The sequence below is a fragment of the Pseudomonas sp. KH_046_1 genome, from assembly GCF_057839025.1.
Genome location: NZ_CM174481.1, coordinates 4180275 through 4193694 on the forward strand (window position 1 = coordinate 4180275; position 13420 = coordinate 4193694).

Below are 13420 nucleotides of genomic sequence, written 5' to 3' on the forward strand. Positions count from 1 at the left end.
TGAACGCGATGACGGTGGAACAAACACCAACAAAAACGGCACCTTCCGGTGCCGTTCGCGTTTTACAGGTCAGCCCTTACTTACGCGCCGCCTCCCAAGACTTCAGCAATTCGGCATAGCTCACGGTCTCGCCCTTAGGCTTCTCGTTCGCCAGTTTCGGCTTCGGTGCGCCCGGCTGGTCGAACCAGTACTGCGCATCGCGCTCGGGGTTCATTTTCGGGGCGCAGGTGGCTTGTGCCTTCGAGCGTTCCAGACGGGTCATGATTGCGTCCTGATCCTTGGCCAGGCCGTCGAGTGCCTGTTGCGGGGTTTTCTCGCCGCTGGCGGCTTCGGCGATGTGGCTCCACCACAGTTGTGCCAGGCGAGGATAATCAGGCACGTTGGTCCCGGTCGGGGTCCATTGCACGCGGGCCGGGCTGCGGTAGAACTCCACCAGGCCACCGAGTTTCGGCGCCAGGTCGGTCATGGCTTGCGAGTTGATGTCCGATTCGCGGATCGGCGTCAGGCCGACGATGGTTTTCTTCAGCGACACGGTTTTCGAGGTCACGAACTGCGCGTACAGCCAGGCCGCGAGTTTCTGCTTCTCAGGCGTGGATTTCATGAATGTCCAGGAGCCGGCGTCCTGATAACCGAGTTTCATGCCCTCCTCCCAATACGGACCTTTCGGCGAAGGCGCCATGCGCCATTTCGGCGTGCCGTCGGCGTTCATCACCGGCAGGCCTGGTTTGGTCATGTCGGCAGTGAACGCGGTGTACCAGAAGATCTGCTGGGCGATGTTGCCCTGGGATGGCACGGGACCTGATTCGGAGAAGGTCATTCCCGCCGCTTCCGGTGGCGCGTATTTTTTCATCCAGTCCACGTACTTGGTGGTCGCATACACGGCTGCCGGGCCGTTGGTGTCGCCTCCGCGGGTCACGCTGGAGCCGACCGGATGACAATCCTCGACGCGGATACCCCACTCGTCCACCGGCAAGCCGTTGGGTATGCCTTTATCGCCAGCGCCGGCCATGGAGAACCAGGCGTCGGTGAAACGCCAACCCAGCGACGGGTCTTTCTTGCCGTAGTCCATGTGCCCGTAGACGCGCTTGCCATCGATCTCCTTGACGTCTTCGCTGAAGAACTTGGCGATGTCTTCATAGGCCGACCAGTTCACCGGTACGCCGAGCTCGTAGCCGTACTTTTCCTTGAACTTGGCTTTGAGGTCCGCGCGTTCGAACCAGTCGGCGCGGAACCAGTACAGGTTGGCGAACTGCTGGTCGGGCAACTGATAGATCTTGCCGTCCGGCGCGGTGGTGAAGGAGATGCCGATGAAGTCCTTGATATCGAGGGTCGGCGAAGTGAAGTTCTTGCCCTCGTTGGCCATCAGGTCGGTGATCGATTCGGTCTTGCCGTAGCGGAAGTGCGTACCGATCAGGTCCGAATCGTTGACCCAGCCGTCATAGATGTTCTTGTCCGATTGCATCTGGGTCTGCAGCTTTTCCACCACGTCGCCTTCCTGCAGCAGGTCGTGGGTCAGCTTGATCCCGGTGATCTCGGTGAAGGCCTTGGCCAGCACCTTGGATTCGTACTCGTGGGTGGCAATGGTTTCCGAGACCACTTTGATGCTCATCCCGCGAAACGGCTCGGCCGCCTTGATGAACCACTTCAGCTCTTCGAGTTGTTGATCGGCCGTCAGGGTGGATGGCTTGAATTCACTGCCGATCCATTTCTTCGCGGCGTCTTCATAGGCATCGGCCCAGGCAGACGCGCTCAAACCGCTGAGTGCCAGCATCGCTGCCAATGAAATGCTATGTCGCAGCTTATTGTTTTTGTCGAACATAGAGACCTCCTGTTTAAGTTTCGGAGCAACATTGCCGAGCGATTCGACTAGCCCCAACGCATCACAGCCAACAGCCACACCAGGGACATCGCGAAGGCGACCCAGATGCTCCAGTCGGTGACGCCGATTACCAGCAAGTGCAGGTAGGCGCTGCCGAGAAGACCGATGAACAAGCGATCGCCACGGGTGGTGGCAATCGGCAGAAAACCACGCCGAAGGATGCTCGGCGAACGCAATTCCCAGGTGGTCATGACCACCAGGATCAGGGCAATCACGCTGAAGAATGCAGCCGTCGGGACGGTCCAACTCATCCATTCCATCATCAGTTCCTCATACCCGGCCCAGGGCAAAGCCCTTGGCCACGTGGTTGCGAACAAACCAGATCACCAGCATGCCCGGCAGGATGGTCAACACCCCCGCCGCCGCCAGCACGCCCCAGTCAATGCCGGATGCCGAGACAGTGCGGGTCATCACCGCTGCGATCGGTTTGGCGTTCACCGAGGTGAGGGTTCGCGCCAGCAACAGTTCGACCCAGGAAAACATGAAGCAGAAGAACGCCGTGACGCCGATGCCGGAGCCGATCAGCGGGATGAAAATCTTCACGAAGAACTTGGGAAAGCTGTAGCCATCGATGTAGGCGGTTTCGTCGATTTCCTTGGGCACGCCGGACATGAAGCCTTCGAGAATCCACACCGCCAGCGGCACGTTGAACAGGCAGTGGGCCAGGGCCACGGCGATGTGGGTATCGAACAAGCCGATCGAGGAATACAGCTGGAAGAACGGCAGCAGGAACACCGCCGGTGGCGCCATGCGGTTGGTCAGCAGCCAGAAGAACAGGTGCTTGTCACCGAGGAAGCGGTAGCGCGAGAACGCATAGGCCGCCGGCAGCGCCACGCTCAGGGAAATCACCGTGTTCAGGCTCACGTAGTACAGCGAGTTGAGGTAACCGGTGTACCAGCTCGGGTCGGTGAAGATCACCTTGTAGTTGTGGAAGGTGAAATCCTGGGGGAACAACGTCAGGCCACCGAGGATTTCGCTGTTGCTCTTGAAGGACATGTTCAGCAGCCAGTAGATCGGCACCAGCAGGAACAGGATGTAGAGCAGCAGTGGAACAAGCTTTCTCTTGCTCATGGCGGGCCTCAGCGGTTGGCGTCGGAGTGAGTCATGGCGGTGTAGAACAGCCAGGACACCAACAGGATGATCAGGAAGTACACCAGCGAGAATGCCGCTGCCGGCCCCAGGTCGAACTGCCCGATCGCCATTTGCGTCAGGGTCTGGCTCAAGAAGGTCGTGGAATTGCCCGGACCGCCGCCCGTGAGCACGAACGGCTCGGTGTAGATCATGAAACTGTCCATGAAGCGCAGCATCACGGCGATCAGCAGCACACTCTTGAGCTTGGGCAACTGAATGTGCCGGAACACCGCCCAGGCCGAGGCCCGGTCGATCCGCGCCGCCTGGTAATACACATCCGGAATCGCCCGCAGACCGGAGAAGCACAGCAGCGCCACCAGCGACGTCCAGTGCCAGACGTCCATCACCAGCACGGTGACCCAGGCGTCCATGGTGTTCGCCGCATAGTTGTAGCTGATGCCCATGGCCTTGAGGCTCGCCCCCAGCAGACCGATGTCGGCCCGACCGAAGATCTGCCAGATGGTGCCGACCACGTTCCACGGGATCAGCAACGGAATCGCCAGGATGATCAGCACCACCGACGACCAGCGGCCCTTGGTCGGCATGGTCAGGGCGATGGCGATGCCCAAGGGGATTTCGATCAGCAGCACGCAGGCCGAGTAGATGAACTGGCGCAGCAACGAGTCGTGCAGGCGCGGATCGAGCAGCACCTGCCTGTACCAGTCGGCGCCGACGAAGTAGCGGCTGGACTGGTCGAAGATGTCCTGCACCGAATAGTTGACCACGGTCATCATCGGGATCACCGCACTGAACGCCACCAGCAGGAACACCGGCAGCACCAGCCACCAGGCCTTGTTGTTCTGCACCTTGTTCATGGCTGCGCCTCTTGGTTGGCATTGGCTTCGAGCAGGAATTCATCGGCGTAGACCATCAACCACTGCGCCGGAAAACTGATGTAGGCCGTGCCTTGCGGCACCGGTTTGTCTTCGGCCAGGCGCACTTTCAGCGGCGCGCCATCGAGGTCGAGGCTCATGATCTTGTAGGTGCCCAGGTCTTCGACGTGTACGACCTTTGCCCGCAGCGCGTCATCAAAGGCTTCGTCCCACACATGGACGAACTCCGGACGAATGCCCACCTTCAGGGTTTTCCACTCCGATTCAGCAATACGCTGCTGCATGGCCTCGGACAGCGGCAGGTGAGTCGAGGCGAAACCGACGCCACCCGATTGCGGCTGCACCTCGATCAGGTTCATCCCGGGGCTGCCAATGAAGTAGCCGACAAAGGTGTGGCTCGGGCGCTCGAACAATTCCCTTGGCGTGCCGAACTGCACGATCTGCCCGCCGTACATCACCGCAATCTTGTCGGCGAAGGTCGAGGCCTCCAGCTGATCGTGGGTGACGTAGACCATGGTGATGTTGAACTGCTCGTGGATCTGCTTGAGCTTGCGCCGCAGTTTCCACTTCAGGTGCGGGTCGATCACCGTCAGCGGCTCGTCGAACAGGATCGCCGACACGTCGTCGCGTACCAGCCCGCGGCCCATGGAAACTTTCTGTTTTTCGTCGGCGGTGAGGTTGCGCGCCTTTTTGCTCAGCAGGTTCTGCAGGTCGAGGACTTCGGCGATTTCCTGCACCTTGCTATGAACCCTGGCCTCGGCCATGCCCTGATTGCGCAGCGGGAAGGCCAGGTTGTCGAACACCGTCATGGTGTCGTAGACCACCGGGAACTGGAAAACCTGGGCGATGTTGCGCTTTTCCGGGGTCAGGTTGTTGACCGCTTTACCGTCGAACAGCACGTGGCCCTGGGACGGGCTGAGCAGTCCGGAAATGATATTGAGCAAGGTCGATTTGCCGCAGCCCGATGGACCGAGCAAGGCATAGGCGCCGCCCTGCTCCCAGATGTGGTCCATCTCGCGGATCGCGTAGTCCTCCGGTCCCGCCGGGGTCTTGGTGTAGCTGTGGGCGAGGTTCTGCAAACGGATTTCGGCCATCAGGCAACCCTCGTGACACGCCGGCCCGGCGCCTGGACCAGCCGCCCCTGCGTATCGAACACAAACAGTTTATGGGTCGGGATGTAGATGCGTATCGGCGCATCGACGTCGTATTCGTGGACACCCGGCAAGTGCAGCACCAGCAGGAAGTGCTCGTTGCGCACGTGCAGGAAGGTTTCCGAGCCGCTGATTTCCGCGACTTCGACGGTCACCGCCAATTCCAGGTCATCGTCGTTGCTCGGCACCAGCGAGATATGGCTGGGCCGCACGCCGAAACGGAACTCGCCCTCGCCCACCGGGCGCAGATCGACGTTCAGCGGGAAGTGCACGAAGTTGGCGAAACTCACCTCGTTGCCGGCAATGCGTCCCGGCATCAGGTTGATCGGCGGCTCGGAGAACAGCTCCGCCGCCAGCACCGTTTGCGGCTGGTGATAGACCGAGGCGGACTGACCGCTCTGGATCACCCGGCCTTCGTGAAGAATGGTGGTGGTGCCACCCAGGGCCAGGGCTTCGTTGGGCTCGGTGGTGGCGTAGATCGCAATCGTGTGGCGCGCCTTGAACAGCTCGCGCATTTCCTGGCGCAGTTCTTCGCGCAACTTGTAGTCTAGGTTGACCAGCGGCTCGTCGAACAGGATCAGCTCGGCATCCTTGACCAGCGCCCGGGCCATGGCCGTGCGTTGTTGCTGACCGCCGGAAAGCTCCAGCGGATAGCGCTTGAGAAACTTCTCGATGCGCAGCATCTTCGCGGTTTCCAGCACCTTGTTCTGGATGACTTCGCTGGATACACCGGCCTGACGCAGCGGCGAGGCGATGTTGTCGAACACCGTCATGGTCGGGTAGTTGATGAACTGCTGATAGACCATCGACACATTGCGCAGGCGCACGGGGCGTTGGGTGACGTCGACGCCGTTCATCAGGATGCGGCCGCTGTCGGGCTTGTCCAGACCGGCCATCAGCCGCATCAGGCTGGTCTTGCCGGACAAGGTGCGCCCCAGCAAAACGTTGAAGGAACCGGGTTCAAAACTCAGGTTGGCATCGTCGATCCAGGTCTGGCCCTCGACGGTGCGGCTGACGTGCTCCAGGGTGAGTGACATGGCTCGGCCTTTTTATTATTGGAGTCAAGCGACCGGAGCTACATAGCGACATCCGTGCCAAAAAATTCAAGCTGTTGATTCAGCTTGAAATTCCCGAACAAGACGTAAAAACCGCGTTCGTTGCTGAACACAAATGAACAATCGGAAATGAACAATTGAACAGTTCACCCATTGACAGTGAACAATAGTGAACAACACTCTACGGAGGCTTTTTGCCTTTCACAGAACCTGAAATAAATGCAAAACCTGTGGGAGCGGGCTTGCTCGCGAAGACGGTGTATCAGTCAAATAATTGCTGAATGACACACTGCTTTCGCGAGCAAGCCCGCTCCCACATGGAGTTTGCGGTGCTGCACAAATACCCATAACAACAATAAAAGCTTGTTCAGAGATCGACTGCCATGGCCGCACCCGCATCGCCGTTGTCCCACGACGCCATCATCCAGGACTCCTGGTCCCGTTGCCGCGCGTTCGGCCTCAGTCATCAGAGCGCGCCGGCATTCGACCAATTGCCGGCCGCGGGCATCGCGCAACTGCTGGAGAGCCAGCATTCACTGGTGCAAACCACCCATCAGGAAGTGCTGCCCTACTACGAGAACATCCTGAGCAATTCCAATTGCCTGATCATGCTCGCCGACCACCAGGGCCAGGTGCTCACGTCCTGGGGCACCCAGCGCTTTATCGAACCCAAACTGGCCCGGGGTTTCAGCGCCGGCGCCAGCTGGATGGAACGTTGCACCGGCACCAACGCCATAGGCACCGCCCTGGCCTGCGAACAAGCGGTACACATCGAGCACGATGAACATTTCCTCAAGGCCAACCGCTTCATGACCGGTTCCGCCGCGCCGATTTTCAATGCCGAGCGCAAGGTGATCGCGGTGCTGGACGTTTCCAGCGACAGCTACCTGCCGCCCTCCCACACCCTGGGCATGGTCAAGATGATGAGCCAGACCGTGGAAAACCGGCTGATCCTCAACCTGTTCCATGGCCAGCATTTCCAGCTGACGTTCAACACCGGGCTGAACAACCTCGACAGTCAGTGGGCCGGGTTGCTGATATTCGATGAGACCGGCCAGGTGCTGTCGGCCAATCGCCGGGCCGACAATCTGCTGGGCATCAGCCTGTCGCGGGTCAGTGTCGAAAGCCTGTTCAAGGTCTCGCTGCTGGAGTTGCTCAACCAGCCAGAAGGCCTGCCCTTCGCCCTGCAAACCTCGGGGCGCAACCGCTTTCAGTGCCTGTTGAAGCGGCCGAAACAGGCATCAATTCAACCACGAGTATTCACCGAGCCGGTTGTAACTGCACCCGCGGCCATCAGCCTCAACTCCCTGCATTTCGGCGACAGTCGCGTGGAAAAAGCCGTGCGTCAGGCCGAGCGCTTGCTGGAAAAAGACATTCCGTTGCTGATCCACGGTGAAACCGGGGTCGGCAAGGAAGTGTTCGTCAAAGCCCTGCATCAGGCCAGCTCGCGCAGCAAACAAGCGTTCATCGCCGTCAACTGTGCAGCGATTCCCGCCGAACTGGTGGAGTCCGAGTTGTTCGGATATGAGAAAGGCGCGTTCACCGGCGCCAATCAGAAAGGCAGCATCGGGCTGATCCGCAAGGCTGACAAAGGCACGCTGTTCCTCGACGAAATCGGCGACATGCCGCTGCCGACCCAGGCACGACTGTTGCGGGTGTTGCAGGAGCGTTGCGTGCAGCCAGTGGGCAGCAGCGAGTTGTTCCCGGTGGACTTGCGTATCATTTCCGCAACCAATCGCTCGTTGCGCGAACAGGTACAACTGGGGCGGTTTCGTGAAGACCTGTATTACCGCATCGGCGGCCTGACCCTGGAACTGCCACCGTTAAGAGAGCGCAGCGATAAAGAGGCGCTGTTTAAACGTCTCTGGGAACAGCATCGCGAACCCAGCCAATGGGCTGGACTGAGCCGCGAGGTATTGGAGCTGTTCGACCGTCACCCGTGGCCGGGGAATTTGCGCCAGGTCAGCAGTGTGATGCAGGTGGCATTGGCGATGGCCGAGGAACAGCCAATAAGGCCGGAGCATTTGCCGGATGATTTTTTTGTCGATCTGGAGATGGAGCCGGTCGATACGCCGGAACCGTTGGCCGTGGATCTGAATGATGCCGAGGATTTGAACCGGCAGTTGCAGGCGGCGGGGGGGAATATTTCGTATCTGGCCCGGCGGTTGGGGGTTAGTCGCAATACCCTCTATAAGAGGTTGCGCCAGGCTGAATGACAAGTTGGCTGAACGGGCCTCTTCGCGAGCAAGCCCGCTCCCACATTGGATTTGCGTCGTACACAAAACTCAAACACACCAAAGATCAACTGTGGGAGCGGGCTTGCTCGCGAAGGCGTCAGTTCTGCCACCTCAGAATCAGAAGCCCCCAAAAAAAACAAAAACCCGCACAAGGCGGGTTTTGTTTTTAAGCATTACATCTATCAGTCAGCCAGACGCCAGGTCGTGCCGCCCTTGCCGTCTTCCAGCACCACGCCCATGGCGGTGAGCTGGTCGCGGATGCGGTCGGATTCGGCCCAGTCCTTGCCAGCACGTGCCGCCAGGCGCGCTGCGATCAACGCCTCGACTTCGGCTGCATCCACGCGCCCTTCGGCACCGGCTTGCAGGAAATCATCAGCCTCAAGCTGCAACACACCCAGCACGCTGGCCAGTTCTTTCAAACGGGCTGCCAGACCGGCCGCTGCGTTCAGATCGCTCTCGCGCAGGCGGTTGATCTCACGCACCATCTCGAACAGCACCGCGCAGGCTTCCGGTGTGCCGAAGTCGTCGTTCATCACCTGGGTGAAACGCTCGACGAAAGCTTCGCCGCCAGCAGGTGCAACGTTCGGCAGGCCTTTCAACGCATGGTAGAAACGCTCCAGGGCACCCTTGGCGTCCTTGAGGTTGTCTTCCGAGTAGTTGATCGCGCTGCGGTAGTGGCTCGACACCAGCAGGTAACGCACGACTTCCGGGTGGTACTTGTCGAGCACGTCGCGAATGGTGAAGAAGTTGTTCAAGGACTTGGACATCTTCTCGCCATTGATACGGATCATGCCGCAATGCATCCACGCGTTGGCGTAGGTCTTGCCGGTGGCCGCTTCGCTCTGGGCGATTTCGTTTTCGTGGTGCGGGAACTCGAGGTCGCTGCCGCCGCCATGAATGTCGAAGGTCTCACCGAGGCAGCAGGTGGACATCACCGAGCATTCGATGTGCCAGCCCGGACGCCCGGCGCCCCACGGCGATTCCCAGCTCGGCTCTCCCGGTTTGGTGGCTTTCCACAGTACGAAGTCCAGCGGGTCCTGCTTGGACTCGTCGACTTCGATCCGTGCGCCGATGCGCAGGTCTTCGATCTTCTTGCGCGACAGCTTGCCGTAGCCCATGAACTTGGCGACGCGGTAGTACACGTCGCCATTGCCCGGTGCGTAGGCATAACCTTTGTCGATCAAGGTCTGGATCATGCTCAGCATGCCCGGAATGTGATCGGTGGCACGCGGTTCCATGTCCGGCTTGAGGATGTTGAGGCGTGCCTCGTCCTCATGCATCGCAGTGATCATGCGTTCGGTCAGCGCGTCGAACGGCTCGCCGTTCTCCTTGGCCCGATTGATGATCTTGTCTTCGATGTCGGTGATGTTGCGCACGTAGGTCAGGTTATAACCGCTGAACCGCAACCAGCGGGTCACCAGGTCAAACGCGACCATGCTGCGGCCGTGGCCAATGTGGCAATAGTCGTACACGGTCATGCCGCACACGTACATGCGCACGTTGTTGCCATCCAAAGGCTTGAAGACTTCTTTGCTCTTGGTGAGCGTGTTGTAGATCGTAAGCACGTTAATTCCTTGACGCTAAATCACTGGCCCCACGAATCACGCAGGGTCACGGTACGGTTGAATACCGGCTGACCTGGTTTCGAGTCCTTGAGATCGGCGACGAAGTAACCTTCGCGCTCGAACTGGAAACGGTCTTCCGGCTGTGCGTTGCCCAGCGAGGGTTCAGCACGACAACCGGTGAGTACCTGCAGCGAGTCAGGGTTGATGTTGTCGAGGAAACTGGCGCTATCTTCGGCCTTCTCAGGGTTGGCCGAACGGAACAGACGATCGTACAGACGCACTTCGCACTCGACGCTGGCCGCAGCCGGCACCCAGTGCACCACACCTTTGACTTTGCGGCCTTCCGGGTTCTTGCCCAGGGTGTCCGGATCGTACGAGCAGCGCAGTTCGACGATGTTGCCATCGGCGTCCTTGATCGCTTCGTCGGCGCGGATTACGTAGCTGCCACGCAGACGCACTTCACCGGCCGGTTCCAGGCGCTTGTAGCCCTTCGGCGGCTCTTCCATGAAGTCTTCACGGTCGATGTAGATTTCACGGGCGAACGGCAACGCGCGCACGCCCATGTCCTCTTTCGGGTGGCACGGCAGTTCGAGGTTCTCGACCTGGCCTTCCGGGTAGTTGGTGATCACGACTTTCAGCGGACGCAGTACGCACATGGCGCGCGGGGCGCTGTGGTCGAGGTCGTCACGGATGCTGAATTCGAGCATGCCGAAGTCGACCACGCCGTCGGAACGGTTGGTGCCGATCATTTCGCAGAAGTTGCGGATCGATTTCGGCGTGTAGCCACGGCGGCGGAAACCCGACAGCGTGGACATGCGCGGGTCGTCCCAGCCGTTGACGTGCTTTTCATCGACCAGCTGCTTGAGCTTGCGCTTGCTGGTGATGGTGTAGTTCAGGTTCAGGCGGCTGAACTCGTACTGGCGCGGGTGCGCCGGCACTGGCAGGTTGTCGAGGAACCAGTCGTACAGCGGACGGTGGCTTTCGAACTCCAGGGTGCAGATCGAATGGGTGATGCCTTCGATGGCGTCCGACTGACCGTGGGTGAAGTCGTAGTTCGGGTAGATGCACCACTTGTCACCGGTCTGGTGGTGGTGCGCGTGACGGATGCGATACATGATCGGGTCACGCAGGTTCATGTTCGGCGAGGCCATGTCGATCTTGGCCCGCAGCACCCGTGCGCCGTCCTTGAACTCGCCGGCCTTCATGCGGGCGAACAGGTCCAGGTTCTCTTCGACGCTGCGGTCGCGGAACGGGCTGTTCTTGCCCGGCTCGGTCAGGCTGCCACGGTATTCCTTGGCTTGCTCCGGGGTCAGGTCATCGACGTAGGCATTGCCGGATTTGATCAACTCCACCGCCCAGTCATGCAACTGGTCGAAATACTGCGAGGCGTAGCGCACTTCGCCGGACCATTCGAAGCCCAGCCATTTGACGTCGCTTTCGATCGCGTCGATGTATTCCTGGTCTTCCTTGGCCGGGTTGGTGTCGTCGAAACGCAGGTGCGTGACGCCACCGAACTCCTGGGCCAGGCCGAAGTTCACGCAGATCGACTTGGCGTGGCCGATGTGCAGGTAGCCGTTGGGTTCAGGCGGGAAACGGGTGACGATCTGCGTGTGCTTGCCCGAGTCCAGGTCTGCCTGGATGATCGGCCGCAGGAAGTTGACCGGCACGGCAGGGCCGGTCTTGGCATTCGAGGTAGGGTCGACAGTGGGCTTGCTCATAGGATCCTTGAACGTACAAGTGCGTGGCCGTAATGAAGGCCGGACAAAACAAAGCCGCTATCATAGCCGATGCCGTCAAGTACCTGACAGAGCGCACTCTGTAAACCGTCGCATTTAATAGGCCGCAAATGAAAAAACAGCCTCGAATTTCGCGTCTGGCACGCTAAACTGCGCACCTTGGCCAAAAAGGCTGAACCGGTGGCGGGACGTGATGTTCCAACACCACGAATTCCTTAGATATGCTTCATCTCAAAAGAGTACCGATCATGACCCAAGTCAAACTGACTACCAACCATGGCGACATCGTCCTCGAACTGAACGCCGACAAAGCCCCGATCACCGTGGCCAACTTCGTTGAGTACGTTAAAGCCGGTCACTACGAAAACACCGTTTTCCACCGTGTCATCGGTAACTTCATGATCCAGGGCGGCGGTTTCGAGCCAGGCATGAAAGAAAAGAAAGACAAGCGCCCAAGCATCCAGAACGAAGCTGACAACGGTCTTTCCAACGACAAGTACACCGTCGCCATGGCCCGCACCATGGAGCCGCATTCGGCTTCCGCACAGTTCTTCATCAACGTGGCGGACAACAGCTTCCTGAACCACAGCGGCAAGAACGTTCAGGGCTGGGGCTACGCGGTATTCGGTAAAGTGACCGCCGGCACCGACGTTGTCGACAAGATCAAAGGCGTGGCCACCACTTCCAAGTCCGGCCACCAGGACGTACCAGCAGACGACGTGATCATCGAGAAAGCCGAGATCATTGAGTGATATTGCTGATTTCAGATTTGCATCTGGAAGAGGAGCGCCCGGACATTACCCGGGCGTTTCTGGATTTGCTCGCCGGACGCGCCCGCTCGGCGAGTGCGTTGTACATCCTGGGCGATTTTTTCGAAGTGTGGATTGGCGACGACGCCATGACACCCTTCCAGCGTTCCATCTGCCAGGCCCTGCGCGAGTTAAGCGACAGCGGCACGGTCATTTTCCTGATGCACGGCAATCGCGACTTCCTGCTCGGCAAGGCCTTCTGCAAAGCAGCCGGCTGCACCTTGTTGAAGGATCCGAGTGTCGTGCAGTTCAACGGCGAGCCGGTGCTGCTGATGCACGGCGACAGCCTCTGCACCCGCGACGAAGCCTATATGAAGCTGCGTCGCTACCTGCGCAACCCGATCACCCTGTTCATTCTGCGGCATCTGCCGCTGCGCACCCGGCACAAGCTGGCGCGCAAGCTGCGCAGTGAAAGCCGCGCGCAAACGCGGATGAAGGCCAACGACATCGTCGATGTCACGCCTGAAGAGATCCCGCGGATCATGCAGGAATACGGCGTGAAGACCTTGATCCACGGCCACACCCACCGTCCGGCGATTCACAAGTTGCAGCTTGGCGAGCAAGCGGCCAGGCGCATTGTGCTGGGGGATTGGGATCGCCAGGGATGGGCGTTGCAGGTGGATGAGCAAGGGTTTGCGCTGGCGCCGTTTGATTTCACTCCGCCCCCCCAACTGGCAGCCCCCGCGAACTGAAGGCTGTAGGAGATCCCTGTGGGAGCGAGCTTGCTCGCGATAGCGGATTAACATTCAACATCTTTGTTGACTGATCCACCGCCATCGCGAGCAAGCTCGCTCCTACAGAAGAGCAAAAGCGGTTCGGCGTCCCCCCCCCACACTTTTCACCACTCAACAGGCCGAGCGTTAGCTCGCCTGCAGCTCTTGATCTTGATCCACCCGCCCCCCCCCCGGATGAATGCCGGAGCGAAGGAACCCCGAGCCTTAGCGAGGGGCCGTACGTTCGGGGCGAGTGATTTTTTGCTTACTTTTTTTAGGCGCCTGTAAAAAAGTGACTCGCCGTCAGGGCG

General features: G+C 59.6%; 11 protein-coding genes. 3 read left to right on the forward strand and 8 right to left on the reverse strand.

Going from position 1 to position 13420, the window contains the following annotated elements; translation table 11 throughout:
* Nucleotides 1-76 precede the first annotated feature (76 nt).
* Genes AC3IT9_RS19270 through AC3IT9_RS19295 form a run of 6 tightly spaced genes read right to left on the reverse strand, consistent with a single transcriptional unit; the run spans nt 77 to nt 6031 of the window.
* Nucleotides 77-1819 carry an ABC transporter substrate-binding protein gene (locus tag AC3IT9_RS19270; protein WP_423504042.1) on the reverse strand — a complete coding sequence of 581 codons (1743 nt, stop codon included), beginning with the start codon at nt 1817-1819 and terminating at the stop codon, nt 77-79.
* A 47-nt stretch (nt 1820-1866) separates the two neighbouring features.
* Nucleotides 1867-2139, reverse strand: a complete 273-nt coding sequence (locus AC3IT9_RS19275) for a DUF2160 domain-containing protein (RefSeq protein WP_095943787.1) — start codon at nt 2137-2139, stop codon at nt 1867-1869.
* A gap of 10 nt (nt 2140-2149) precedes the next feature.
* Complete coding sequence (locus AC3IT9_RS19280; RefSeq protein ID WP_046037828.1) at nt 2150-2950, reverse strand: carbohydrate ABC transporter permease; 801 nt, start codon at nt 2948-2950, stop codon at nt 2150-2152.
* Between the two features lie 8 nt (nt 2951-2958).
* Nucleotides 2959-3825, reverse strand: a complete 867-nt coding sequence (locus AC3IT9_RS19285) for a carbohydrate ABC transporter permease (RefSeq protein WP_150725924.1) — start codon at nt 3823-3825, stop codon at nt 2959-2961.
* The gene (locus tag AC3IT9_RS19290) at nt 3822-4937 is read right to left on the reverse strand and encodes an ABC transporter ATP-binding protein (RefSeq protein ID WP_150758932.1); all 1116 of its coding nucleotides are present in this window, start codon (nt 4935-4937) and stop codon (nt 3822-3824) included. The genes AC3IT9_RS19285 and AC3IT9_RS19290 overlap by 4 nt, the downstream gene beginning before the upstream one ends.
* A complete protein-coding gene (locus AC3IT9_RS19295) occupies nt 4937-6031 on the reverse strand; it encodes an ABC transporter ATP-binding protein (protein WP_150725922.1) in 1095 nt (364 codons plus the stop codon). Before AC3IT9_RS19295 ends, AC3IT9_RS19290 begins: the two co-directional genes overlap by 1 nt.
* A 401-nt stretch (nt 6032-6432) precedes the next feature.
* Between AC3IT9_RS19295 and AC3IT9_RS19300 the strand changes: the two genes are divergently transcribed.
* Nucleotides 6433-8265, forward strand: a complete 1833-nt coding sequence (locus AC3IT9_RS19300) for a sigma-54-dependent Fis family transcriptional regulator (RefSeq protein WP_489270739.1) — start codon at nt 6433-6435, stop codon at nt 8263-8265.
* A 203-nt stretch (nt 8266-8468) separates the two neighbouring features.
* Here AC3IT9_RS19300 and cysS read toward each other — a convergent pair whose 3' ends face one another.
* Both cysS and AC3IT9_RS19310 read right to left on the reverse strand, forming a co-directional pair.
* Entirely contained in the window at nt 8469-9851 is a 1383-nt protein-coding gene (gene cysS / locus AC3IT9_RS19305) for a cysteine--tRNA ligase (protein ID WP_489270741.1), read from the reverse strand.
* A 20-nt stretch (nt 9852-9871) separates the two neighbouring features.
* A complete protein-coding gene (locus AC3IT9_RS19310) occupies nt 9872-11569 on the reverse strand; it encodes a glutamine--tRNA ligase/YqeY domain fusion protein (protein ID WP_150725919.1) in 1698 nt (565 codons plus the stop codon).
* Between the two features lie 266 nt (nt 11570-11835).
* Between AC3IT9_RS19310 and AC3IT9_RS19315 the strand changes: the two genes are divergently transcribed.
* Together AC3IT9_RS19315 and lpxH are read left to right on the forward strand one after the other, a co-directional pair.
* The gene (locus AC3IT9_RS19315; protein WP_046037821.1) at nt 11836-12339 is read left to right on the forward strand and encodes a peptidylprolyl isomerase; all 504 of its coding nucleotides are present in this window, start codon (nt 11836-11838) and stop codon (nt 12337-12339) included.
* Nucleotides 12336-13088 (forward strand): UDP-2,3-diacylglucosamine diphosphatase, encoded by a 753-nt coding sequence (gene lpxH, locus AC3IT9_RS19320; protein WP_489270742.1) that lies wholly within the window; start codon nt 12336-12338, stop codon nt 13086-13088. Before AC3IT9_RS19315 ends, lpxH begins: the two co-directional genes overlap by 4 nt.
* Nucleotides 13089-13420: the final 332 nt, after the last annotated feature.